Here is a 25267-nt window from a genome sequence, read left to right as displayed (position 1 = left end):
TGGCGTCACTGGAGCGGACGGTGCACGACGTCCGATGCATGCAATTCATTGATTTCATGGGAAATCTGCTTAGGCATGGTGCTTGCGCCACAGGTTGGGTGTTCTTCCCAACCCAAGGAGTTTCTCCATGTCCAGGCATTTCATCGCCATGTCTGCTGCGCTCGCATTCGGCCTGTGCAGTCTGAGCGCACATGCCATGCCGCCCGGCCCGGCACCCGATCTGCCACCGGCACCGCCTCAGCGGCTGGATGCCCCCGGCCTGATGGGCCAGTACGCGGTGGAAGGCCAGGTCCAGCGGATGCTCATCAATCCCTACGGTGAGGTCGACGGGCTGCGCCTGAGCGACGGAACCATCGCCAAGTTTCCGCCGCACATGGCCGATGCGCTCACGGCCACGGTCAAGGTGGGGGACGCCGTCCGCATCATCGGACAGGCGCAAGCGCGAGGCACGATCAGGGCCGACGCCATCGTCCACACCGGCAGCGGGCGCACCGTGTACGTCCAGCCACCGCCGGTGGGCGAAGACCGAGTCCTGCCACCACACCTGCGCGCCCAGCGTCTGCAGCCCCAGCAGGTGGAAGGCCGCGTGGAGACCGTGCTTACCGGTCGGCGGGGCGAGGCCAACGGCGTCATCCTGAGCGATGGCAGCATCGTGCGCTTCCCGCCCGAGAGCCTGCGACTTTCCGTGCAGACAGGCGCGCCATTCGCGGCGTCCGGGCTGGGCACGCGCAATGCGTTCGGCACGTCCCTGGAAGCCATCAGCATGGGCACCAGCCTGTCCGCCCTGCAGCCGCTCTACGACCGCGCGCCGTAAGAACAAGCTCCCCATGCGCTGAGCCGGTGCGGCGGATGCCCGCACCGGCTCAGCGCAGCGTTCCCGTTGATTGGAATCTTCCCGATGCCTCCCAAGCTCTTGCCCATCGCCTTGCTTCTCGTATCCAACGCCTTCATGACGGTGGCCTGGTATGGCCACCTCAAGTTCGGCGACCGTCCGCTTTACCTGGTGGTCCTGGTGAGTTGGCTGATCGCCCTGGCCGAGTACTGCTTCGCGGTCCCCGCCAACAGGATCGGTCATTCCATCTACAGCGCGGCCGAGCTCAAGACGATGCAGGAAGTCATCACGCTGGTTGTCTTTGCCGTTTTTTCCGTCGTCTATCTCGGCGAGCGGCTCACGCTCAACCATCTGGTGGGCTTCGGCTTCATCTGCCTGGGTGCCTTCTTTGTGTTCAAAGGCCCTTTGAACTAGGAAACGATGATGGCGACGCGCTACATGCATGGACTGCCCTCTGCCGCGCAGGCTCCCGGGGCTCGCGTCCTCCTGCAGGCGGCGCTTGGCATCACGTTCTGCGCCGCGCTGGGTACGGTGCATGCGGGAAGCGAGGGCATGCCCGCGTCATTCCAGCCCGCACCCACGCCGGGAGCACCCTGGGGCATCGGCATGCCCGCGCCCAGTCCCCATGCGCCAGGCGCGCCTGTGCTGCCGCAGGGGCCGCAAACGCTGGCCACACTCAGCGTTCATGCGCTCATGAACCATCCCGCCACCCGCGCCGCCTGGGCCGGCGCGCTGGCGGACCTTGCCGCGGTTGAGGCCGCCCGCGCATTGTTCGCCCCCGTCGTAGATCTCAAGGCGCCCCTGTCCATCTCGCGCGATCCGGGCGCTGCCGACCCATCCGTTACGCGCAGCCTGTCGGCCACGCTGGGCCTCAGCTGGGTTCTGTTCGATTCGGGCAGCCGTGCCGCGGGCCTGGAGTCAGCACGATGGCAGGCCGCGGCCAGCCAACTCGCGTACAACCGCGAGTTGCAGCGGGTGGTGAGCGCGGTGGAACAGGCCGGCTACGCTTACCTGGGTGCCCGGCAATTGACGGTCGCGTTGCAGAGCAGCGTGGACGCCGCACAGGCCAGCCTGAGCGTGGTGCAAGCGCGCCGGCGGTCGGGCCTTGCCACCGTGGGAGAGTCCGCGCAGGCCGAGGCCGCGCTGGCCGATGCGCAGGTCCAGCTCATCCAGGCGCAAGCACAGGCACGCAGCGCGGCGGGAAGCCTTGCGCAGGCGGTGGGTATCCCGGTCGGCATCCCGATTGATCTGATCGACGACGTCGACGGTCCTTCATCCCAGGCAGATGCCGCGCCCCTGGCTGACGTCGACCGGTTGATGACGAGGGCGCGCCGGTCGCGAAGCGACCTCGGGGCGCTTGACGCGCAGGTCCTGCAAGGCCAGGCCCGGGTCGCAGCGGCGCAGGCGGCCGGCCGGCCAAGCCTGTCGCTCGGGGTCCAGGCGGCCCGACAGTGGAGCCATCCCTCCAGCGCCCGCAGCACGCAGCAGATCAGCCTCACGCTCAGCGTCCCGCTCTTCGACGGCGGCCTCGTCCGGGCCCAGACCGCGGCGGCGCGCGCGCAACTGGAGCGGCTGGTCGCCCTGCGAGAGGAGCAGGCGCAAGCCATCGACCTGGAGGTCTGGCAGAGCTTCCAGGAGGCCGATAGCGCCGGCGCGGTCATCACCGGCGCCCGCAGCGTGCTGCAAAGCGCGGCTGTGGCGGAGTCCGCCGCGCGCGAGCGCTATCGCGCAGGCGTGGGCAGCTTGCTCGAACTCATCGTGGCCCAGCGCACCAGCGCCCAGGCGCGCGTCGGTCTCGTGCAAGCCCGCTACGCAGCCCGGCTCGCGGTGGCAAAGCTGGGCTACGTGGTCGGCGTTGCCAGCGTTTCGGCCTTGCGCTGAATTTCCCAACGATCTTTCCCAAAAAAAGCCGCCATGACCGACAAGCCGATCGCAGAGACCGAGCCGCCCGACACTGCGCAGGGCCGGCGCACCTTTATCACCGCAGCGTTCCTGGCGTTGGTGTGTCTCGGCCTCGCCGTCGCCGCGGGGCTTTTCTTCAGGCCGGCCGCCAAACCAGCTCCCGCCGCGCCGCTGGCCGTGCAGGTTATCGCGGCTGCCGTTGCGCCAACACCAGTAGTGTTGCAGGCCGTGGGCAAAGTGACCGCGCAGGCATCGGTCGAGGTGCGGCCGCAAACGTCCGGCGTGCTGCGAAAGGTGTGGATCTCGGAGGGGCAGCGGGTCGTCGCGGGCCAGCGCCTGTTCGAACTCGACGCGCAGCCGTTGAAGGCCACGCTGGCCCAGGCCCAGGCGCAATACGCCCGCGATCTGGCCCTGGCCGACGACGCCGCCGCCGCGCAGGCGCGCCTCGAACCCCTCGCCAACCAGGAGTTCGTGACCGCGCGCGAGTACGAGTCGGCTGTCAGCAGCCAGCGGACTCTGCGCGCCGCCGCTGCGGCAACGCGCACGCAGATCGAACAGGCTCGGATCGCCCTGGGCTACGCGACCATCACGACGCCGATCGCAGGCCGTGCCGGCGCCGTGTTGGTCAAGCCGGGCAACCTCGTTTCGTCCGGCAACGGCACAGCGCTTGTCGTCATCAATGCCCTTAGTCCCGTCGATATTGCCTTCTCGTTGCCCCAGGACGATGCGCGGCGCCTGCGGCAAGCCATGAAGGCGGGCGACCTGGACGTTGAAGCGCGTGACAGCCGCACGCAGGCGCTGCGCGCCAAGGGCCGTCTCGTGTTCTTCGACAACGCGCTGAACGACGCTTCCGGGACCATCCTGCTCAAGGCAAGGTTTGCCAATGCCGACGAAGCCCTGTGGCCTGGCGAGTTCCATGCCGTGCGCATCGTGCTCGGCATGCAGGATGACGCGGTGCTGATTCCCGAACGGGCGCTGCAGCAGGGCCAAGCAGGCGCGTACGTCTATGTGGTGGATGGCAACAAGGCACGCATCCGGCAACTCAAGGTGGACCGCGTGCTGGACGGACAGGCGGTGATTGCCAGCGGGCTGCGCGGCGGGGAGATGGTGGTCCTTGCCGTGCCCGCGAGCCTTCGCGATGGCACCGCGGTCACGCCGCAGCGTGCCGCCTCACAGGCGACAGCAGCGGTCGCAACAGTGGCATCCGTGCCCACCACGCCATGAACTTCACCGCCGTCTTCATCCGCCGGCCGGTGCTGACCACCGTCCTCATGGCGGCGCTCGTCGTCTTCGGCGCCTTCTCGTTCTTCAGGCTGCCGGTGAATGAGTTGCCAAACGTCGAGTTCCCGACGATCAGCGTCGAGATCAGCCTGGCGGGCGCCAGCCCGGACACGATGGCCAACTCGGTTGCCACGCCACTGGAACGCAGCTTCGGCGCCATCCAGGGCCTGGATTCCATGTCGTCGACAAGCAGCACCGGCAGCACCCGGATCGTGCTGCAGTTCAAGCTCGACCGCAGCGTGGACGCGGCGGCCCAGGACGTGCAGGGCGCACTGGCGCAAGCCGCGCGTCAGCTGCCGCCGGGGATCGACGCGCCGCAAATCCGCAAGGCCAATCCCAGCGACGCGCCAATCATGCACCTTGCGCTCAGTTCGAAGACGATCGGCATGGCGCAGCTCAACCAGTTCGCCAAGGACCGGGTGGCGCTGCGCCTGCAGACGGTGAGCGGCGTCGGCCAGATCGACATCAACGGTGCGCAGCGTTACGCCGTTCGCCTGTACGTGGATCCGCAGGCGCTGGCCGCGCGAAAGCTGGGTTTCGACCAGTTGACGGCAGCGCTGCAGGCCGGCAACAGCAACCAGCCCACCGGTACCCTGGACGGGGCCGCACGGACCTATACGGTGCGCGCCGATGGCCAGTTGCAGGATGCCGCTGCGTTTGGCCGGCTCGTGCTCGCTTGGCGGGACGGGCAGCCCGTGCGGCTGGCGGGCGTCGGCCGCGCAGAGGACAGCGTGGAGAACCTCAAGACCTCCGCATTCGTCAACGACCAGCGGGCCATCGAGATCAACCTGAAGCGCCAGCCGGGTGCCAACACCGTCGCCGTCACGCGCGAGGCGAAGAAAGTCGTCGAGGAAATACGCGCCAGCCTGCCAGGCGACGCGCGCCTGGACGTCCTGTACGACCGCGGTGACTACATCCAGCACAGCGTGAGCGACGTCGAGTTCACGCTGGTCATCTCGCTGGTTCTGGTCGTGGCCGTGATCATGTTGTTCCTGCGCAATCTTTCGGCCACGCTGATCGTCGCGCTGGTCCTGCCGACGTCGCTGGTCGGCACCTTCGGCGTGATGGACCTGCTCGGTTTCAGCTTGAACAATGTGTCGCTCCTGGCGCTCACGCTGGCGGTTGGCCTGGTCGTTGACGATGCGATCGTGGTACTGGAGAACATCGTGCGCCACCTCGAGGCGGGCATGACGCGGGAGGAAGCCGCTTTCAAGGGCGCGCAGGAAATCGGCTTCACCATCGTCTCCATCACGCTTTCGCTGGCGGCAGTGTTTCTGCCTATCGTGTTCATGGGTGGCATTGTCGGCCGGCTGTTCTCCGAATTCGGCGTCACGATGGCGGTTTCCGTCCTGCTCTCCGGCCTGGTGTCGCTCAGCCTCACGCCCATGCTGGCCAGCCGCTTCATGGGCACGGCCAAAAGCGACCTGTTCATCTTCCGCTGGTTCGAGTCCGGTTTTGGCCGGCTGCAGCATGGCTACCGCCACAGCCTGGCATGGGCGATGTCTCACGGCTTGCTCGTCCTGGCCACTTCGCTGGCCGTGGTCATCGGCACCTGCGCCGCCTACGTCGCGGTCAACAAGGGATTCATCCCCAAGGTGGACTCCGGAAAAATTGACGGCAATACGCGAATGGCCGCCGGCACACCCTATGCGGATTTTCTGGCGCAGCAGCAGCGCGTGGCCACCATCGTCCGGCAGAACCCGAACGTGGCCGCGGTCATGTCCGTCGTCGGCAGCAACGGGGCGGTGGGCGCGAGCGGACGGTTACTCATCGGCCTCAAACCGCTGGGTGAACGAAGGGACTCGGCCGATGAAGTCATCCAGCAGGTGCGACAAAAAGCGCAGGCGGTACGCGGCATGGAGTTGCTGCTACGCAATCCGCCGGCCATCGAGATCGGCCCGGGGTCGAGCACGGCGTTGCAGTACGTGCTGCAGTCAGCCGACTCGGCGGCGTTGTACGCGGCATCGGACAGGTTCATGCAAACGCTTGCGAACCTGCCGCAGCTGCAGGATGTGAATACCGACCTACAGCTGCGCAACCCCGAAATTCGCGTGGACATGCTGCGCGACCAAGCCGCAGCCTTGGGCATTTCGCCTGCGCAGGTGCAAGACACCCTCCAAAGCGCCTACGGAGGCCGGAAAGTCGGCACCATTTCCGCCGCGACCGACCAGTACCCCGTGATCCTCGAAGTGGAAAAACGCTTCCAGTCGGATGTCAATGCGCTCAATTCGCTGTACCTGACGCAGTCAGGTGCCAGCGTCGGCAATGAGCCGGTGCCGCTCGCGGCCGTAGCACGCATCGGCGCCGGCGTGGGACCGGTGGCGGTTAACCACTATGGCGGTCTGCCCTCGGTCGCGCTGTCTTTCAACACGGCGCCAGGCGTGGCTCTGGGTGAAGCCGCCACCACCGTCAACGAGACGGCGCGCAAAGAATTAGGCGCCCAAGTGAGCGGGCGCTTCACCGGTAGCGCCAGGGCCTTCGAGGATTCGCTGCGCGACCTTCCGGTGCTGCTGCTGGTAACGGTGATATTGATCTATATGATCCTCGCGGTCCTCTACGAGCACTTCATTCACCCCATGACCATCCTGACCGCGTTGCCCATGGCTGTCTTTGGCGCTCTGGTGATGCTATGGGGCACTGGCGAGGAACTGAACCTTTTCAGCTTCGTCGGGTTGATCTTGCTGGTGGGGCTCGTGAAGAAGAACGGAATCATGATGGTTGATTTCGCTCTGGACCTGATGCGCGGGAAAGACAAAGCCAAGGCGGCCGACGCGATGCTGGAGGCCAGCGTCACCCGCTTCCGCCCCATCATGATGACTACGCTGGCAGCGTTGCTCGGCACCATGCCGATCGCTCTGGGCATCGGCGCGGGCGCGGAATCCCGGCGCGCGTTAGGTATTGCGGTTGTGGGAGGGCTGGTGTTCTCGCAGTTATTGACGCTCTACATCACCCCCGTATTCTTCGTCGCGATGGAAAAACTTCTCGCGCGTCGGTGATGACGTCACAAAGGAAACCTGACCTGTGGCTGCAACAGCTGGGTCGGACCGACCTTGCGGACGTCAATGCCTGGAACGAAGCCAGCACCGGGTCACGCAACAGCTTTCGGCAAGGGCACATCCGGCGATCAAGGCGCATTGCGCACGCATCCAGCTACGCAAATGACAGCAGGGTCTGCTGCTATCCCCCCGAAGCGCCGAAATGCACGCGAAGGGCCAGGTAGACAGCGGATATCGCCAGGGTCACGAGTGTGACCGGTACACCCACTGTCGCATGGCGACGCCAATCGATTCCGATGTTGCGCCTGGCGGCGGCATCCACGACGATGATGTTCGCGATGCTGCCGACAATGAACAGGTTGCCGGACAGCGAACTGACCAAGGCAAGGAGCGGTCCAGCCATCTCGTGATGCGCCAGCGGCAGTAGCAGCATCACGGCCGGCACATTCGATACGAGGTTCGACAGAGCAAAGGTGGCCCCGAATAGCGGCGCAAGCTGGTCGAGGTGAAGACCGGCAGCGGCGAGGTCGGCGATGACGGCGGCGGTGACGCCGGATTGCTGTAGCGCATGATTGACGACGAAGAGCGCCATGAACAGGATCAGGAGTTCCCAGTCGACGAGGCCAAGCGTCCGCGTGGAATGCATCTTGCGGCTCATCAACAACACGCCCGCGCCGATGAGGGCCACGTGCTCGCGCGGCCAGGGCCCGACAAGGAAGGCCACAAGTAGCACTGCCGCAACTGCGAGGCCCTTGGTAGTCTGCCAGCGGTCCAGCGGCACCTCGTCGGTACGCCGTGCCGCCTCGTCGAACGTGCCCGCAGCGCTTGCGGGCGCCGACCAGCGCCCCTTTACCTGCCAGGTAATCAATGCCCATGTTGCCAACAGGCCAAAGGTGACTGGCACCATTGCCTCGCCAACATAGGCGAAAAACGGCATGTGCAACGTCTGGCCGATCAGCATGTTCTGTGGGTTCCCGATCAATGTGGCGGCGGAGCCAATATTGGAGGCACAGGCAAGCGCCAGCAGATAGGGCATTGGCTCGAGGCGCCGCCGTTGGCAGGCATCGATCAACACTGGGGCGACGGCCAGGCAGACGATATCGTTGCTGAAGATGGCCGACAGCGCCGCGACGCCAAAGATAAGCGCCCCGAGCAGGCCGGGCGGGCTGAATGACAATGAGACGAACCGGTGCGTGACCCAGTCGTAGAAGCCACCCAGGCGCATCTGAGCTGACACCACCATGAAGGAGAACAGCAGGATCACCGTCGGCAGATGGATGGAGCCCGCTGCCTCTTCCAGACTCACGGCATCGACGCTGATCAAGGCAATCGCACCAAGCAGTGCCACTCCCGTCCGGTCCAGTTGCAGGAATGGGAGTCCACCGAGAATCATTCCCAGGTAAACGACGAGAAAGATGGTGACGATGGTGGCAGTCATTTGGTTGCGCGGGTCAGCCCCGTTGGATGGAATTGGAGCGCCAGGGTGGCCGCGCGCGGATCGATGTGGATGACATCGTCGATGCGCATCTGAGGGCGCGGGACGGCGGCGCGTACGCGCTGCGCCACGCCGACCGTGAATCGCAGACACTGCGGGCCGGACAGGGGTCGCCGCAGGTGTATACCGCTCACGCCGATAAAAGTCAAGGTCACGAGGGCGATCTTGCCCGGATGGCGAGCCTCGTTCACCTCGGCGCCGAACTTGCCCGCATTTCTCGGTTGTCTGTCCAGCGCTGTGATGCTGGCTGGCCCGTCGAGATCTTGTCCCCGTCTCGAACGCTGAGCACCGGTGCGCGGCTTGTCTTGATAAGAAAGACCGAACTCAACCGCTGACGCGGTAGGGGTAGTCGACGGCCCGCCGGCGCGGCGGCGCGCAGCGGGTGGGCAAGGAGATCCTCCGGCGCGCCCCCGAGTGCGGAACGCAGGCGGCATCTGATGCCCGTCGCCTAATTTGATTTCATTGCCCCCCATGGCCGAAAGGCCGTGGGGGGTTTTGTTCCCTATACAAGTCGAAGCAACTACCGCAGCTCGGTCTTGCGCTGGATGATGCGCGAGACCAGCCCGTAGTCGACCGCCTCTTCGGCCGACAGCCAGCGGTCGCGATCGATGTCGGCCAGAACCGTGTCGATCGGCCTGCCCGTTTCACGCGCGATCTCATGCGCGATGCGCTGGCGGGCCTTGATGATTTCCTGCGCCTGTATCGCGATGTCGGTGGCCTGCCCGCCCGCGCCGCCGCTGGGCTGGTGGATCAGGAAGCGCGTGTTGGGCAGGCACACACGCCGCTCGCTCGGTGCGGCAAGGTAGAGGTGCGTGGCGGCGCTGCCCACCCAGCCAGTGCCGATCATGTTCACCGGCGCGGAGATGAAGCGCACGATGTCATGGATGGCATCGCCCGACTCCAGGTGGCCGCCCGGCGAACTCACGAAGATGTCGATGGGCTTCTCGCCGCTGTCGGCGTCGAGCGCGATAAGCCTGCGTGTCACGTCGGCGGCCACCGCGTCGGTGATGGTGCCGAAGATCAGTAGCGTGCGAGACTTGAATGCCTTCTCCTCCAGGTAGGCGTTGTGTGGCTCGGCGGTGGCAGCGGACTTGCTGTCGTCGTTGGTTTCCATTGAGAACATGGGCAGCATTGAGAAAGCTCCTGTGGGTTGAAATGACTTGACGAACAAGCCCGCGGTTTCGTGACATCGCCCGCCATGTGGCAAACTGTGCCAATGCTCGATGAACACTATCTCTCTCAGTTTCCCGCCCTCCGGGCCCGGCTGGTTCGCATGGCGACGCGCATGCTCGGTGGCCGGGCGGACGCCGAGGACGTGGTGCAGGACACCTACCTGCGCGCACTGGAGGCGGGCGACAAGCCAGAACTCGCTGCGACGCAGGCGTGGCTGACCACGGTGATGCGGAACCTGGCGATCGACCAGTTGCGGCGGGACAACTGGATGCAGCGCTGGCTGTGCAACGCCGAAGCACAGGCCATCGCGACCGAAGCACCGTCGGCCGAGGCCGATGCGGCGCAGGCCGAATCCATCGAACGGGCGCTACGCCTGCTGGCCAGCAGGCTGGCACCGGCCGACGGCGCCGCCGTGCTGCTGCGCGAGGTCTTCGAGGCCAGCTTCAGAGAGATCGCCGAGGGTAGCGGCAAGACCGAGGCCGGTTGCCGGCAGCAGCTGCATCGCGCGCTGTTGCGGCTGCGCCAGGCGCAAGGCGGGCACAGGAGCGCAGAAGAAGCCGAATCGGAAGCAGTCTTCCATCTGTATCGGCAGGCGCTGCGGGACTGCGATCCGCGGGCGCTGTTTGCGATCTTGCGGCAACCGCCAACGCGTGCCCTGGGGGGGCCGGCCTCTGCGGCCGTTCAACCCGAGTCGCAACGCACGACGTGCCAGGTGATGCAGATCGGCGGCCGGCTCGCTCTTGTGCTGGCGCTGGGCGGGAAGGTGTTGTGCGTGCTGCCACTGGGTACGCAGCAGACACATTGCGCATTGGAAGCGGCCCCAGATTAGCTGGCGGCGGCACGATGCAAAGCACGGGCTCGATCATCAAGCGGCACCTCTCGGCCTGAAACCTCACAAGCGTGGGGATTAACGGTGAACCGTCCAGATAATCTATCAGGTAAATTATTTGCCGCTTGGATCACAATTCCCCCAAGACCATGCCGCACAAGTTGTGCCAGCGCCGCAAACAAAAAGAGCCACCGATCTGGTGGCTCCGTTCCCCCGCAAGAACAGTACGAATTCATCTGAAAGACGATCTCCCGGCACGCTAGGGTGCGCATCGAGATATTCTGTCTAAAAGATCACAGCCGGATCTCAGCGGTAGTCAAAAGTAATCGACGCCGCACCTTTGCATTCACATCCTATTCACTACAGGGATCCAGCGGCCGGCGAAGTATGCCGATGAATTGTGTCATTCAAGAGAAATGCTGGTGCGCTATACATTACTTGGATGCGTTGAAAATGTCGTTGGTTGGTCGTTCTACGGATCTGTTTCATTGTTCATTTATGACCGGGTCGTTATTGGCGATATTTCCTGCTCGATGCGCGCCGATGCCCGTACGAGCCGAGTGCGGCGACGCGGGCAACGTTTGCGCGGCGCCGCGCATGCGCTTCAGATCCGCGCGCTCGGTGCGGCCAGAGGCAAAGCGCGCGGTCGCGTGATCGGCCTCGTAGGACAGAGCAACCAGATCCTCTCCGCATGGATCATGCCCGGATCGAGCGCGCCCTTCACCCGGCCATAGAGCCCGTTCCAGGCGATCTGCGTCTGCGGCTATTGGCTGGCCCCCGCATGGCACGCTGCGCGCTACGGCGCGATTTCCCTGCGCAGCCGCTCGCCGCCCAGCGGCATGTCGCGCAGGCGCTTGCCGGTCGCATCGAACAAGGCATTGCCGATGGCGCCGGCGGTGGGCCCCATCGCCGCTTCGGCCACGCCCAGGAACGGCTTGCCCGGGCGGTCGATCAGGTGCACGTTGATGGTGGTGGGCACGGCGGAGAAGCGCATGATCGGGTAGGCACTCCAATCGAAGCTGCCGATGCCGCCGGTGTCGAAGCGCAGCTGCTCGTACAGCGTCCAGCTCGCGGACTGCAGGACGCCGCCCTCGATCTGGTTGCGCACGCCATCCGGATTGACGACCTGCCCGCAATCGACGACCACCTCGGCATGCTCGAGGCGCACCAGGCCCGTGTCGCGCACCACCGAGAGTTCCAGCGCGATCGCCATATAGCTCATCAGGTTCTTGTACTGGGCGAACGCAAAGCCGACACCGTGGCCTGGCTTGCGGCCGCGCCTGGGCCAGCCGAACTTGGCCGCGGCAAGCTGGATCACATCGCGCGCACGCGGGTCTTCCATATGCCGCAGCCGGAACGCCACGGGGTCGGTGTTGGCCGCGGCAGCCAGTTCGTCCATGAAGCTCTCTATCGAGAAGATGTTCATGTGCGCGCCCAGCGAGCGCATCGCCGAGGTGCGCAGTGGCATGGTTGGCGAGAAGTGGTTGACGATGTGCGAGGCCGGGAGCTTGTAGAGCGGAATCGCGTTGCGGTCGCCACCGCCCTCGGGCTGCAGCATCGGGACCGAGGGCGCGGGGGCGAAGGGCCTGGCCAGCAGCGTGGCGGGCAGCAGCCGGCCCGCGTTGACCACGCGCTCGTTATGCGAGCTGCTCCACAGCGCGTAGTCCCAGCCGACGATATGGCCGCCGGCATCGAGCGAGCCCTTGACCTCGGTGACCATGGCCGGCGTGTAGTGGTCCCACAGGTTCTCCTGGTCGCGCATCCACTGCACGCGCACCGGCTGCCCGGGTAGGCCGCGGGCCAGATAGGCTGCGTGCGCCGCGGCGTCGTCGGCGCCGTTGTGTCCATAGCAGCCCGAGCCTTCCCTGTGGATGCAACGCAGCTTGTCCTTGGGCATCGACAGCATCTCGGCCAGACCGTCGCGCAACGGGTAGACGCCCTGGGAGTGGGTCCATACGGTCAGCACGCCGTCCTGCATCAGGGCGACGGCGCACGACGGGCCGATCGACCCGTGCATCAGGTAGTGCTTGGAGAAGGTGGCGGTGAGGGTCTTGACGCCCGGCGTTGTTGCAGCACTGGAGTTAGCGATCTCGATGTGCTGCGTGGAGATCTGCTTGAGCTGCGCGATCACGTCGGCCGAGCGGGGCAACGTGCGCCCCGTGCTCCAGCGGCAAGCGGCGCTCAGCGCGCGCTGAGCCAGTACTGCCTGCCACTCGCCCTTGGCTACCACAGCAAGCAGGTTGCCGTCGCGCACGATGGCGATTACGCCGGGCATGGCCTTGACGGCCGCGTCGTCCAAGGCGAGCAGGGCGGCGTCATAGGCCGGCGGAAGCACGGCTCGCGCATGTACCATGCCCGGCATCTCCATGTCCTGGACATAACTTGGCTTGCCTGTGACCTTGCCGGGAATGTCGAGCCGCGGCATCGGCGTGCCGATCACGGAGAACGATTTCGGGTTGCGCAGCGGCGAAGCGGGCGTCGCCGCTCGGTGCAGGTTCAGCACCGGCAGCAGCTGCCCGAACGACAGCGAGCGCCCGTCGGGCGCGGTGATGCGTGCGTTGCCGACCGACAGCGACGCCGCATCGACACGCAGCTGCCGCGCGGCCGCGTCTGTCAGCAGCGCGCGCACCTGGGCTGCGGCGTTGAGCAGGGCGCTGCCACTGTCAGCCATGGTGTGGCTGCCGGCGGTCAGTCCTTCGTCCGGAGAAGCGCCGGTGTCGGCGGTCAGGAAAGTGATCAGCGCGGGCGCCATCTGCAGCTCTTCGGCCGCCACCTGGAGCAGCGCGGTGCGTACGCCGGTGCCCAGCTCGACCTTGCCGGTGTACACGGTGACCCGGTTGTCGGGGGCGATCTTGATCCAGGCGTCGAGATAGGGGTTGGTCTTCAGGCTGCCCGCCAGCGTCTGGTACTGCCGCGAGACCTGCACTGCCGCGCCCTCGTCGGCTAGCACCGTCTGCGCCATGGCCTTGCGGCCCGGCAGCAGCGTGAAGCCCACTAGCAGCGAGCCCGAAACCAGGAAGGCGCGGCGGCCCGTGTCGACGTCGTCATGGTCGCTCATCGCGCGCCCTCCTTGCTGCTCTCGGCCTTGTCCACTGCGCCGGGTATGCCGGCCACCGAGCGGATCGCTGCCAGGATGCGCATATGCGTGCCGCAGCGGCACAGGTTGGGCTCCATGTGCGCGCGCAATTCCGCTTCGGTGGGATGCGCATTGGCTTCCAGCAGGGCCTGCGCGCGCATAATCATGCCTGCGATGCAATAGCCGCATTGCGCCGCCTGGTGGTCGATGAATGCCTTCTGCAAGGGGCCCGGCCTGTCGGAGGTGCCCAGGCTCTCGATAGTGCGCACCGGGCGGCTGCCGATCGATGCCACCGGCACCAGGCATGAAAACACTGCCCGGTCGCCGACGATGACGGTGCAGGCGCCGCACTGGCCCAGGCCGCAGCCGAACTTGGCCCCGTGCAGGTGCAGTTCGTCGCGCAGGGCGTAGAGCAGCGGCATGGACGAATCGATGTCCAACTGGTGGCTGGCGCCATTGACGGTGAGCTTGATCATTGCGATTCGTCCCCTTTCCTGAGAGTCGCTATGGTGTCCTGCACCCCGGTCCACGGTGGCTGCCGGGAGTACGTGGCGCGCAGGTAGACTGCCAGGTCGGAGAGCTGCTGGTCGTTGAAGGCCTGCGCGAACGCCGGCATGTAGTGGATGGCGTCCTCGCCGTTCCACGGCACGCCCCGCAGCATCATCTGGATGGCATTGCGCGGCGTAGCGGCGTTGACCGCGGAACTGGTGGCCAGGCTGGGGCGGCCGCCCATGCTTTGCATCGGCGATCCGGTGCCGTGGCAGGAGGCGCATGCCCCGATGAACAACGCCGCGCCGCGCACGATTGCACCCCGATCAGGCAAGGCCGCCGCAACCGGTACCACCGCTGGCGCGGGCGCTGGCTTCTGCAGCGACATCAGATAGGTCGCGATGGCATCGATGTCCGTCTCCGGCACGGTGGCCAGTTCGCTCGTGACTGGCAGCATGGGCCCAGCGGCCGCGCCATGCGCGCCGGAGATGCCGGTGCGCAGGTAGGTGGCCAGCTGCGCCTTGGTCCAGGGCACGGGACCGTTGGCAAGGCGGTTCAGCGGCGGCGCCTCCCAATTGTCCACCACGCCGCCGTCGAAGGCGCGGCCCGGCTTTTCCCCGCCGATCGCGTTGAGCGGCGAGTGGCAGGCGGCGCAGTGGCCCAGTCCGTCAACCAGGAGGCGGCCACGGTTCCAGGCTTCGTCCTGGGCGGGATCAGGCTGCGTTTCAGCGGGCCGCAGGAACAGCACGTTCCAGAAGGCCACCAGCGGGCGGAAGTTGAGCGGGAAAATCAACGCGTTCTCGGGCGGCCTGGCGACGACCGGATCGCGGCGCATCAGGTAGGCATAGGCGGCCTCGATGTCGTGGTCCGACATCCTGGTGAAGTGGATGTACGGGAACGCCGGATAGAGCTGGTGGCCGTCGCGCGAGATGCCGTGACGCATGGCGCGCGCGAAGGCGTCAAGCGACCAGTTGCCTATGCCGGTTTCCGGGTCGGGCGTGATGTTGGTAGAGTAGATCGTGCCAAACGGCGTGACGAGCGGCAAGCCGCCGGCATAGGGTTTCCCGCCTTTGGCCGTATGGCACACGGCACAGTCTCCGAGCGCGACAACCCGCGCGCCCTGGAGGGTGCGTTCGCGATCGAACGACGACGGTGCCGGCGTCGAGACCGGCGCAATGGCTGGTTCCCACATGATGTACAGGACGACCAGCAAGGCGGCCAATGCCGCCCCCGCGACAGCGAGGATGAGCGGCCGGCGTGTCATGACAGCCCTGCCGGAAAGAGATGCCAGATCATTGCAAGGCGCCTTTATTGTGAGGGGAAGCGACCGGGCCAGTGCGCCGTGGTTGCCGTGGAGGGTGGACCACACAGGGGCAAGACGCACCGATTCAGAATAGCGAATGGCGTCCATGCCGCCAATTCAGCGGATCGTCTCGGGTGCACCATACCAAGGTATGAAAAGCGGGCCGCCTCGCTGCTAGTCATGGGCGGGCCGGCTGGGGCAGCAGACGCACGCCAAGCGCGGCGAGTGCCGACAGTGCGGACAGGCCTGCCACGCCGGCCCAGCCCACGTGGGCCAGGGCCATGCTGCCGAGCGCAGCACCGACGGCCATGCCGGTGAACATGCTGACGAACAGTACGGCGTTCAGCCGGCTGCGCGCACCGGGGTCAATGCCATAGACGATCGTCTGGTGTGCAACCAGCGTCACTTGCACGCCAAGATCGAAGCCGATTGCGCTGGCGCCGATCAGCCACAGCTGGGCATGTGACGACAGCAGCGGCGAAATCAGCATGCCCGCGAACGACAGCGCGGTCAGTGCTGCGCCGAGTCGCGTCACCAGTTCAGGTCCACGGCGGTCAGCAATCCGGCCGGCAAGCGGTGCGCCAAGTGCGCCCGCCGCACCCGCGAGCCCGAAGGCGCCGGCGGCTTCGCTGCCGAGGTGGAACGGGGCGCCGTGCAGCATCACGGCAAGGGTCGACCAGAAGGCGCTGAATCCCACCGACAGCAGCCCCTGGGCGACAGCAGCGCGGCGCAGCGCACCGTGTTGGCGCCACAGCGTCGCGAGCGAAGCGAGCAGAGCCCGGTACGGCATCGTGGTGGTCGGGGCGAAGCGCGGCAGTCCGCGTGCCGCGACGAGCGCGATTGCCGCGATGCTCGCGGCCGCGATCATGAACATCGTGCGCCAGCCCGCATGCTCGGCGACGAAGCCGCTGATCACCCGCGACAGCAGAATGCCGAGCAGCAGCCCGGTCATCACGGTACCGACGACCTTGCCCCGCTCCGCCGCGGGCGCCAGTGTGGCCGCGGCCGGCACGATGTCCTGCGCCATGGTGGCGGACAGGCCGATCAGCAGGCTGGTGCCGAGCAGCATGCCGATGCCGCTGGAGAGGCCCGCCAGCAGCAGCGCAAGGGCCAGCACGGCGGCCTTGGCCAGAATGATGCGACGGCGGTCGTGCCGGTCGCCCAGCGGGGCAAGCAGCAGGATGCCCATCGCATAGCCCAGCTGCGTCAGCGTGGGAATGAGGCCGACCGCCGAATTCGAAGCACTGAGGTCGCCGGCGATGGTGCCCAGCATTGGCTGGCTGTAGTAGAGGGAGGCTACTGACAGGCCCGCTCCGGAGGCGAGCAGCAGGACAAGCGATGCCGGCAGGGAGGCCGCCGGTGCAGCGGATGCCGATGCGCTGTCGGCCTGATTTGCGCTGAACGAGGTCATAGTGCGTGTTCCTGAGGGGAGTTCATTCCAGCCGGCGGATGCAGCAATGCCGGCATGCGGGTTCGGATCTGGGGGGGAGGTGTGCAGGACCGGATTCGGGACTGCGGTTGGCCCCGTGACTATGCGGCGGCTGTATAGTCGATGTAGCCGCCAGCGCCGCCGCCGAAGAACGAGTTGGTATCGGGCGAGTTCAACGGCAAGCCGTCGCGCAGCCGGGCAGGCAGGTCGGGGTTGGCGATGAACGGCCGGCCGAAGGCGATGATGTCGGCGCGGCCGCTGGCGAGCGCGTGCTCGGCGCTGTCTCGGCCGTAGCCGCCCGCCAGCATCAGCACGCCGCGGTAGGCCGCACGCAGTTGCCGGATGATCGCGTCCCAGCGCGGATCGGCATGCGCCTCCCTGACCGTGCCGACCATGGCCGGCTCGACCAGGTGCAGGTAGGCCAGGCCGCGCGTGTCCAGCTGGCCCACGATATGACCGAAGGTATGTTCAGGCGACTCGTCGCCCATGCCCATGAAACGCCCCATTGGGGTCAGCCGTACGGCAACGCGCCCGGGCCCGACCTCATCGGCGATCGCATCTACCACCTCCAGCAGCAGCCGCGCCCGGTTCTCGATGGTGCCGCCGTAGGCGTCGTCGCGCTGGTTGCTGTTGGAATTGATGAACTGGTCCAGCAGGTAGCCGTTGCCGGCATGGATCTCCACGCCGTCCATGCCCGCGGCGATGGCGTTGCGGGCGGCGCGCCGGTAGTCCTCCACGATCTCGCGAATGCCATCGAGCGTGAGCGCCTGCGGCACCGGTACATCGCCCCAGACGCCGTTGCCATCTGCATCCATGATGAAGGTCTTGCCGGGGGCGGGCAGTGCGCTGGGCGCCACGGGCAGCGCGCCGCCGGGCTGGAACACGGGGTGTGACACACGGCCTACGTGCCACAGCTGCATGAAGATGACGCCGCCTTGCTCGTGCACGGCATCGCTGACCGCCTGCCAACCCTGGACCTGCGCTTTGCTATGGATGCCCGGCGTCCAGGCATAGCCCTGGCCCTGCTGCGAGATCTGCGTGGCCTCGGAGATGATCAGCGCGGCGCCGGCACGCTGTCGGTAGTACTCGACGTTCATGGCCGTAGGCACGTTGCCGGGCTGGCCAGCGCGCGAGCGCGTCAGCGGCGCCATGGCGACGCGGTGTGGCAGGGTATGGCCGCCGATGCGGATGGGGGTGAAGAGGTGCGGGGTCATGGAGGTGTTCCGTCAGGTGCGATGGGTCGATCGGCGGAGGCTGGCTGGCTTTTTTTGCCGCGCTTGCTGTCTCGGAAGAGATGACCTGAAGGTTAGGCGTCCACGCACCGACGGAGAATGGGGCCGCCGCGCAACGTTGCGTTGCGCCGGTGGCAAGGGCAGGGCATAGCGGGAAGTGCGGATCAGCTGCCCGCTTCGTTCCGGCCCGTGGGACCGGGAATGCGCGAGAGAAAATCGAGGAACGCGGCGATACGCCGCGAGCCGCGCTGGTTGGGCAGGTAGAGCGCGGAGATGGCCGAGCTGGCGCGGTTGGGATTGACGGTCCAGTCGTCCAGGACGGCGGTCAGGCGCCCGCTCTGGACATCGTCGTCGACCAGCCAGTCGGGCAATAGGGCAATGCCGCCGTTGGCCAGCGCCAGTTCGCGCAGCACTTCGGCGTTGTTGCTCTTGAAGGTGCCCGGAACGGGCACCTGGATCTCCTCGGTGCCGCGCAGGAAAGTCCACATCTGCTGGCCCGCGCCGTAGGTGAAGCGCAGGCAGGTGTGCCCGGCCAGCTCCGCCGGCGCGGCCGGGATGCCGCTCTGCAGGAAATAGCCCGGACTTGCCACCACCCGGCGCTGGAATGTGCCGATCTGCCGTGCCACCACTTCGTCGTGCGACGCGGCGCTGCCCAGGCGGATGGATAGATCAATGCGCTCGCCGAGCAGATCGACGATCTCGTCGGTCAGCATTACCTCCAGCTCCAGCTTCGGATACTGCGCGAGCAGACTGCCGAGGAACGGCGCGATGCAGCGGCGCCCGTACGCTACCGGCAGCGACACGCGAAGCTGCCCCACCGGCGTATCGCCGCGGTCGGCTATGAGCGCATCGGCTTCCGCCACCGCGTCCAGGATCTTGCGCGCCCGCTGGTAGTAGGCCGCGCCGGCTTCGGACACCGTGACCTGCCGCGTCGAGCGGTTCAGCAGCACAGTGCCCAGTTCCTCCTCCAGGCTGTCCATCATGCGGGTCACGGACGACGTGGCCAGATTGACCCGGCGCGCGGCCGAGGAGAACCCCTTGGCGTCGACCGTCTCGACGAACAGCTTCAATGCCAGCAGCTTGTCCATGGGTAAGGCTCCAGCAGTGAGGGCATCGCCCGTCCCGGGCAGGGGTTCAGTGTTCGGACTCGCGCAAGGAACGCATGACGGCGGGCGCGCCGTGCAGGAACATGTCCACCTTGCGGCGGATCACCGCGGCCATGTCGGCGGGCACCTTGAGGCCGTATACCCACTTGCGTACGCCGAGATAGAAAATCGCCGCGTGCAGGCCCCAGATCATCTCGACCTCGGCTTCCAGTTCGGCCGCGTTGCGGGGCTCGGGGATGCCGTACTCGGCGCGCACCTCGGCCAGCACGGGCAGGAAGACCTTGCTGCGCAGCTTGTTGAGGTACTTGTTGTTGATGCCTTCGCGCGTGAGGCCGGCAAAGATGAAGACCCGGATCCATTCCTCGCGCAGGATCACGCAGGCGTAGTCGAGGTAGAACGCATACAGGCGTTCGGTCAGCGGCGTGGCGCGGTCGGCGATCTGGCGCTCCCAGTCGGGCCGCCACTGGAACACCTCGCTGTAGACGCGGTCTATCAGCGCCTCCTTGCTGGCGAAGTAGCGGTACAGCAAGGGTTGCGTGACGCCGATCTGCTTGGCGAGATCGCGCGTGCTGCCGGAAAAACCATTGCGCGTGAAGTGCTCGATGGCCTTCTGCACGATCTGCTGCTCCCGCTCTTCGGGGAGCAGCCGTTTTGCGGTCTTGGCCGGGGCAGGGGTCTCCGGCGGCGTTGCGTCTCGTTTCATTCGTTCACCTGTGACAGGCACGTCCCGTGCGGAGCGCTTGCGGCATTGTACCAATCAGGTGATAAATTGTGAGGCGCGGCCGTGCAGCCGGCAGTGCCGCCGGCTGCACAGGGCACGGGACCTACTGCGGCTTGACCAGCCCGAGCTCGCAATCGACCAGCTGATTGTTGAAGGCGCCGCGTTCGCGCGCGCCGCGCGCAGACCGGTCGGTGACGGAGAACACGTAGATACCCGCAAAGGCCACCAGCATGGAGAACAGCGCCGGATACTCGTAGGGGTAGATGGCGCTCGCATGGCCGAGCACCTGCACCCACACGGTCGGGCTCAGCACCGTCAGCACCACGGCGCTCAGCAGCCCGAGAGAGCCCCCCGCCACGGCGCCCCGCGTGGTCAGTCCGCGCCAGTAGATCGACAGCAACAGCACCGGGAAATTGGAGCTGGCGGCGATCGAAAAGGTCAGGCTGACGATAAAGGCAATGGTCTGCTTCTCGAACAGGATGCCCAGCAGGATGGACAGCAGGCCCAGCACGAGCGTGGTCATCCGGGAGACACGCATCTCCTCCTTGTCGGTGGCGTTGCCCTGGCGCAGGACCTTGGCATAGAGGTCGTGCGAGATGGCGGAGGAACCTGCCAGCGTCAGGCCCGCGACCACGGCCAGAATGGTCGAGAACGCCACGGCGCAGATGAAGCCGAGGAAGAAGTTGCCGCCGACGGCATGGGCCAGGTGCACGGCCACCATGTTGACGCCGCCGATCACCGCGCCGGAAGGCGTGTGGTAGGCCGGTTCGCGTGCCACCAGCGCGATGGTGCCGAAGCCGATGATGATGATCAGCGCGTAGCCGAGGCCGACGATGCCGGTGGCATACAGGATGCTCTTGCGCGCCGCCTTGACGTCGCCGACGGTGAAGAAGCGCATCAGGATATGCGGCAGGCCGGCGGTGCCGAAGATCAGCGCCAGGCCGAGCGATACCGCCGAGACGGGATCGGAGACCAGGCCGCCCGGACTCATGATGGCCGCGTGCTTGCCGTGGGCATCGATGGCCTGCGCGAACAGCGCATTCAGGCTGAAGCCGAAGCGGCTCATGACCATGAACGCCATGAAAGCGGCGCCCGCGAGCAGCAGCACCGCCTTGATGATCTGGATTCAGGTGGTGGCCAGCATGCCGCCGAAGAACACATAGACCACCATCAGCACGCCGACCAGCACGACTGCGGCGGTGTAGCTGAAGCCGAACAGCAGCTCCACCAGCTTGCCGGCGCCCACCATCTGCGATACCAGGTACAGCAGCACGATGACGATGGAACTGGACGCGGAGAACGCACGGATGGGGCGCTGCTGCAGGCGGTAGGAGACCACGTCCGCCAGCGTGAAGCGGCCCAGGTTGCGCAGCGGCTCGGCGATCAGGAACAGGATGATCGGCCAGCTGGCGAGGAAGCCGATGGAATAGATCAGGCCGTCGTAGCCACTGGTGAAGACCAGTGCGGAGATGCCCAGCAGGGAGGCCGCCGACATGTAGTCGCCGGCAATGGCCCAGCCGTTCTGCAGTGCGGTGATCTTGCCACCCGCGGCATAGTGGTCGGCCACGCTGTGGTTGCTCCTGGCGGCCCAGCGCGTGACCACCAGCGTGGCGGCGACGAACATCAGGAACATCGCGATGGCGATGACATTCATGCCCTGGCCCACCGAGCTTTGTGCCGCGAACGCTGGCAAGGCGGAAAGCAACAGGGCCGCGGCAGTGGCGGAAATGGAGAAAATGGCGGTTCGTTTCATTCTGCTGCCCCTTGCTTGATCTCGCCGATGCGCTGGTCGTACACGGTGTTGGTGCGATGCACGTACACCGCCACCAGCAGGAAAGTCAGCGCGAACATGCCGAAGCCCACGGGAATGCCCACGCTCATGGGCTGGCCCAGGGTCAGCTGGCGGCCCAGCAGCGCGGGCCGGAAGGCAAGCGTGAGGATGTAGCCGAAGTACACCGCCAGCATGATGGCGGTCAGGGCCCACGCGAACCTGCGCCGCGCGCGCACCAGGGACTGGAATGCCGGATCGGCGAGCAGGGGATTCGGTGGGGGCGCTGCGAGCGCGGCGCTTTCGCGGGCGGCAGCGGCAAAGGTGGGGGCGGTGTGTTCCAAGGTTGTCTCCGGTGGGGGCGGTTGTTCTGGCAGGGGGCGGTGGCGCGCTCAGAAGGGCGTCGACACTGCCGTCTCGCGCATGACGGCTTCCTGCGTGCGATAGCGCTCGGCCATCTGGCGGTCGGTCTCGTTCTTGAGCTGCGCCTGCATATAGGCGCCGAGGTGGCGCGCGTGCTGAACGATGGCCGCGCCGACCAGCACGCGCTCGGTGCTGTAGCTTTCGAGTGCGGCACTGACGCTGTCATGCGCCTGCAGGGCCTTGACCAGCGAAATGGCGTCGCCCGCTGCCTTGGTCACGCCCATGCCGCAGTGCGGGCGTGCCACGAAGGCGGCGTCGCCGAGCAGCGCCACGCGACCGAAAGCCATGCTCGGCACCTCGAGGTCGAAGATGGGCTGGAACAGCGGCTGCGCGGCCTTGGTCACGACCTCGCCGAACTGGGGCGCCAGGTTGGCCAGCGCGGCTTCCTCCATGCTCGCCAGCACGTCCGGGCGGATCAGCCCTGGCGGGATGCCGCCGGACCAGCGCTTGCCGCTGGCGTCGGTCAGCAGGTCGGGCAGGTCCACGTCTTCGCTGGTGGCGCGGTACCACACGAAGTTGTAGCGGCGCTCGCCAACCCGCGTGCTGTTGCCCTGGCCCGCCACCGGGTAGCCGAGGATCTGCTCGCGCGGCGGCAGGCAGAAGGCGAACTTCTCGAACAGCATGTCGCGCGTGGCTTCGCTCAGGCTGGTTTCGTCCACCAGGCCGCGCCAGGCGATGTACCCTGCGTACTGTAGCCGTGCCTCGGGCAACAGGCACTCGCGCAACGCGGAGCGGAAGCCGTCCGCGGCGACGACAAGATCGGCGTGGTGGATCGAGCCGTCGTCCAGCATCACCACGGCGTGGCCGGGCTCGCTGCGCACCGACACCACATTGGCGCCAGTGCGGTACGTGCCCCCGGTGAAGGCGGACCGCAGCACGTGGTACATCTTGCCCCATGCCGTCAGCGTTTGCGGCAGCTCGCGCTGCGACAGCACGCTGCCGTCCTGGCCCAGCGTCAGCCTGGACCTCACCTGCACGCCGATGGAGTCGTCCACCTCGACCCCGGCGGCGGCCAGCGCCTCGAACAATTCCGGATGCGTGACGATGCCCGCGCCGCGCCCGGCAAGGGCTTCGGGAACACGCTCGCATACTTCCACCTCCCACCCGCCGCGGGCGAGCAGGTTGGCCGCGAACAGCCCGCCCAGCGAGCCGCCCACGATGATGGCCTTCGGCCGTGTCGATAGGGTTGTCATGGTCAGTCTCCTTCCACTGCCGGGAAGGACGCACGCGCGCCGTTGCCCGGGATTTCAAGGCCCGCCACCTCGGCGGCGGGGTAGTTCAATTCGATGGTGACGCCGGAAGGGTCCTCGATGAACACCTGGTGCAGGCCCAGGCTGGGGACGGTGCGGTCGCGCCACGGGATGCCCTCGGCTTCCAGCTTTGCCCACATCTGCGCCACGCCGGTGGCCAGGAACGCGATGTGGTCGAGGGTGCCGGTGCCCGCCGCCGAGGGGGCGCGCTCGCCTAGGTAGGCGGACAGTCCGTCAGGGTTGTCGGGGTCGACACCGATGATGTGGACAGTGCCGAAGTCACCTTCGTCCCCGCCCATGTACAGCCATGCGCCGGGGAAATCGAAAGGCGGACGGTAGCCTTGCTTGAAGCCGAGAATGCGTTCGTAGAAGGCGCAGGATTGCTCGAGGTCCGTGGTGCGGATCGAGAAGTGCGCGAGCTTGCGGATTGTCATGGTTTCCTTCTTTATTGATCGATCGATTAGTGATCGTTTGATAAATTGTAGGGCAGCCGAATGGAAGGGCCAAGAGCCGGCAGGGGGAGTACTTACCCTGATCGGCGGGGGCGCGCAGGCTGCGCCACTTCTGCGCAGCGCAGCTCTGTGCTCTTAGTGCATTGCGATCCCCATGATGCGGTTACCCATGCGGATGCCCCACCGGATCATCTGCTCGCCTTGCGCGTGTTCGCCCTGCTGCCAGATCTCTAGCGCGTGGTCCGGGTCGGCGGTGCCGTCAAGCGCCTTGGCCAGCGCCACGGCATTGGCCGCGGCCTTGGCGGTGCTGCCGGCGGTATGGGGACGGGGAATGAAGGCAGCATCGCCAGTCAGCAGTACGCGGCCGAACACCATGCGCGGCACCTGCAGGTCCTGGATGGCCTGGACGAAGATCTGATCGGTGTTGTCGATCAGCGCGCGGAACGCCGGGTTGGCGCGCGCAGCCGCGGTCTGGCGAAACCAACGCTCCTGCTCAGCCGACAGCATGCCCGGCGGGATCGAATGGCTGCGGCGTTTTCCGTTGCGATCGGTGAGCACGGCATCGAGCGCCACGCCGGGCTCGGCCTTCAGGTACCACAGCCAGTTGAAGCGGCGCCGTCCGGACGCCGTGGCGCCGTCGGCACCGGGAACCATGTACTGCAGCATCATCGAGTCGCGGTCTTGCTGGAACACGAAGTTCTCGTGCAGCAGCGGCCTGGCCGCGGCGGGCAGGCGGCATTCGTCGACCAGGCCGCGCCAGACGACATAGCCCGCATAGCTCGGGGCGACACCGGGCAGCATGAGCTGGCGCACGGTAGAGCCGGCGCCATCGGCGCCGACCAGCAGGTCGCCGTGTGCCTTGCGTCCGTTGGCAAACGTGGCGTGCACAGTGTGCTCGTGCTGCTCGATTCCGCTGAGCGCTGCGCCGCGGTGATAGTGCTCGGCCGGAAAGTGATCGAGCAGGGCGGCATACAGCGTGTTCCACGAGGTCTGCGTTTGCGGCATCAACTGTCGGTCGAGCACCTCGCCGCCGTGGTCGAGGAACAGCCGGTCGTGCGAGCGCACGCCGAGCGCACCGTGCGCGGAGATGCCTGCGAACGAGAACGCGCGCAGCACCTCCGGCTGCAGGACAATGCCGCCGCCGCGGCTGTCGAGGTCCGCTGTGGAGCGCTCGAACACATCGACCTCCCAGCCAACGGCGCGCAGCGCGGTGGCTGTGAACAGGCCGCCCAGCGAGCCGCCTATGACCAGGGCTTTGCGCGGGGTGGGGGAGGATTTGCCGTTGGTGTCCATGTGCAGCTCCGGATCGACAGGGGATGGACAGCATCGTAGAAGGGCGTTGGCCGCAGGAGAATGCACGTCGGAAGCAAGGCAGCTTTGCGTGGACAGCAACGGGAAGGGCGGCGGCGCCCCGCGAAACTGGCGTTGCGCTGCCGGCAACGCTGGTTTGCGCGGGCATGCCATTCCGGCAGTGCGGCCCCGTGCCTACACTCGCTTCATCTTCAACGCA

The 25267-nt window shown here is 66.6% G+C and carries 21 protein-coding genes and 1 pseudogene; 8 read left to right on the top strand and 14 right to left on the bottom strand.

What is annotated here, in order from left to right:
• Positions 1-127: 127 nt before the first annotated feature.
• From AC3FOF_RS29615 to AC3FOF_RS29595, 5 genes are all read left to right on the top strand, one after another.
• Entirely contained in the window at positions 128-814 is a 687-nt protein-coding gene (locus tag AC3FOF_RS29615) for a hypothetical protein (RefSeq protein WP_276266189.1), read from the top strand.
• An 84-nt stretch (positions 815-898) separates the two neighbouring features.
• Positions 899-1246 (top strand): DMT family protein, encoded by a 348-nt coding sequence (locus AC3FOF_RS29610; protein ID WP_017230128.1) that lies wholly within the window; start codon positions 899-901, stop codon positions 1244-1246.
• Between the two features lie 9 nt (positions 1247-1255).
• Positions 1256-2713: a TolC family protein gene (locus AC3FOF_RS29605; RefSeq protein ID WP_488728620.1), complete on the top strand. Its 1458-nt coding sequence runs from the start codon at positions 1256-1258 to the stop codon at positions 2711-2713.
• Positions 2714-2746: 33 nt separating this feature from the next.
• Positions 2747-3958, top strand: a complete 1212-nt coding sequence (locus tag AC3FOF_RS29600; RefSeq protein ID WP_488728619.1) for an efflux RND transporter periplasmic adaptor subunit — start codon at positions 2747-2749, stop codon at positions 3956-3958.
• Entirely contained in the window at positions 3955-7011 is a 3057-nt protein-coding gene (locus AC3FOF_RS29595) for an efflux RND transporter permease subunit (RefSeq protein ID WP_488728618.1), read from the top strand. Before AC3FOF_RS29600 ends, AC3FOF_RS29595 begins: the two co-directional genes overlap by 4 nt.
• 181 nt (positions 7012-7192) lie before the next feature.
• On the opposite strand, the gene AC3FOF_RS29590 is transcribed toward AC3FOF_RS29595, so the two are convergent.
• Entirely contained in the window at positions 7193-8449 is a 1257-nt protein-coding gene (locus AC3FOF_RS29590; protein WP_017228249.1) for an anion transporter, read from the bottom strand.
• 26 nt (positions 8450-8475) lie between these two features.
• Between AC3FOF_RS29590 and AC3FOF_RS29585 the strand changes: the two genes are divergently transcribed.
• Entirely contained in the window at positions 8476-8841 is a 366-nt protein-coding gene (locus AC3FOF_RS29585; RefSeq protein ID WP_488728617.1) for a hypothetical protein, read from the top strand.
• 185 nt (positions 8842-9026) lie between these two features.
• Here the strand turns inward: AC3FOF_RS29585 and AC3FOF_RS29580 are convergent, their stop codons facing one another.
• Positions 9027-9638, bottom strand: coding sequence for an ATP-dependent Clp protease proteolytic subunit (locus AC3FOF_RS29580; protein ID WP_488728616.1), 612 nt, complete (start codon positions 9636-9638; stop codon positions 9027-9029).
• An 84-nt stretch (positions 9639-9722) separates the two neighbouring features.
• Between AC3FOF_RS29580 and AC3FOF_RS29575 the strand changes: the two genes are divergently transcribed.
• Both AC3FOF_RS29575 and AC3FOF_RS29570 read left to right on the top strand, forming a co-directional pair.
• Entirely contained in the window at positions 9723-10508 is a 786-nt protein-coding gene (locus AC3FOF_RS29575) for a sigma-70 family RNA polymerase sigma factor (protein ID WP_276264078.1), read from the top strand.
• Positions 10509-10924: 416 nt separating this feature from the next.
• Positions 10925-11242: a hypothetical protein gene (locus tag AC3FOF_RS29570; protein ID WP_488728615.1), complete on the top strand. Its 318-nt coding sequence runs from the start codon at positions 10925-10927 to the stop codon at positions 11240-11242.
• Between the two features lie 62 nt (positions 11243-11304).
• On the opposite strand, the gene AC3FOF_RS29565 is transcribed toward AC3FOF_RS29570, so the two are convergent.
• The 12 genes and pseudogenes from AC3FOF_RS29565 to AC3FOF_RS29510 all read right to left on the bottom strand — a co-directional run bounded on the left by AC3FOF_RS29565 (position 11305) and on the right by AC3FOF_RS29510 (position 25050).
• Positions 11305-13566: a xanthine dehydrogenase family protein molybdopterin-binding subunit gene (locus AC3FOF_RS29565; protein ID WP_488728614.1), complete on the bottom strand. Its 2262-nt coding sequence runs from the start codon at positions 13564-13566 to the stop codon at positions 11305-11307.
• Entirely contained in the window at positions 13563-14060 is a 498-nt protein-coding gene (locus AC3FOF_RS29560; protein ID WP_488728613.1) for a (2Fe-2S)-binding protein, read from the bottom strand. Before AC3FOF_RS29560 ends, AC3FOF_RS29565 begins: the two co-directional genes overlap by 4 nt.
• Complete coding sequence (locus AC3FOF_RS29555; RefSeq protein ID WP_488728612.1) at positions 14057-15337, bottom strand: c-type cytochrome; 1281 nt, start codon at positions 15335-15337, stop codon at positions 14057-14059. Before AC3FOF_RS29555 ends, AC3FOF_RS29560 begins: the two co-directional genes overlap by 4 nt.
• 217 nt (positions 15338-15554) lie before the next feature.
• The gene (locus AC3FOF_RS29550; protein WP_488728611.1) at positions 15555-16787 is read right to left on the bottom strand and encodes an MFS transporter; all 1233 of its coding nucleotides are present in this window, start codon (positions 16785-16787) and stop codon (positions 15555-15557) included.
• Positions 16788-16906: 119 nt separating this feature from the next.
• Positions 16907-18019 carry an alkene reductase gene (locus AC3FOF_RS29545; RefSeq protein WP_488728610.1) on the bottom strand — a complete coding sequence of 371 codons (1113 nt, stop codon included), beginning with the start codon at positions 18017-18019 and terminating at the stop codon, positions 16907-16909.
• A 182-nt stretch (positions 18020-18201) separates the two neighbouring features.
• Positions 18202-19125: a LysR family transcriptional regulator gene (locus AC3FOF_RS29540; protein WP_276264085.1), complete on the bottom strand. Its 924-nt coding sequence runs from the start codon at positions 19123-19125 to the stop codon at positions 18202-18204.
• A 46-nt stretch (positions 19126-19171) separates the two neighbouring features.
• A complete protein-coding gene (locus AC3FOF_RS29535) occupies positions 19172-19846 on the bottom strand; it encodes a TetR family transcriptional regulator (RefSeq protein ID WP_017228258.1) in 675 nt (224 codons plus the stop codon).
• A gap of 121 nt (positions 19847-19967) precedes the next feature.
• Positions 19968-21617 (bottom strand): annotated as a pseudogene (actP, locus tag AC3FOF_RS29530) (cation/acetate symporter ActP).
• Positions 21614-21976, bottom strand: coding sequence for a DUF485 domain-containing protein (locus tag AC3FOF_RS29525; RefSeq protein WP_017228260.1), 363 nt, complete (start codon positions 21974-21976; stop codon positions 21614-21616). Before AC3FOF_RS29525 ends, actP begins: the two are co-directional and overlap by 4 nt.
• Before the next feature lie 48 nt (positions 21977-22024).
• Entirely contained in the window at positions 22025-23248 is a 1224-nt protein-coding gene (locus AC3FOF_RS29520; protein ID WP_488728609.1) for an FAD binding domain-containing protein, read from the bottom strand.
• Positions 23249-23250: 2 nt separating this feature from the next.
• A complete protein-coding gene (locus AC3FOF_RS29515; protein ID WP_488728608.1) occupies positions 23251-23739 on the bottom strand; it encodes a VOC family protein in 489 nt (162 codons plus the stop codon).
• 153 nt (positions 23740-23892) lie between these two features.
• The gene (locus AC3FOF_RS29510) at positions 23893-25050 is read right to left on the bottom strand and encodes an FAD binding domain-containing protein (RefSeq protein ID WP_488728607.1); all 1158 of its coding nucleotides are present in this window, start codon (positions 25048-25050) and stop codon (positions 23893-23895) included.
• Positions 25051-25267 lie beyond the last annotated feature (217 nt).

This window comes from Cupriavidus sp. 96C5-1, from assembly GCF_057798855.1.
This window is presented reverse-complemented; position numbering and strand designations above follow the sequence as displayed.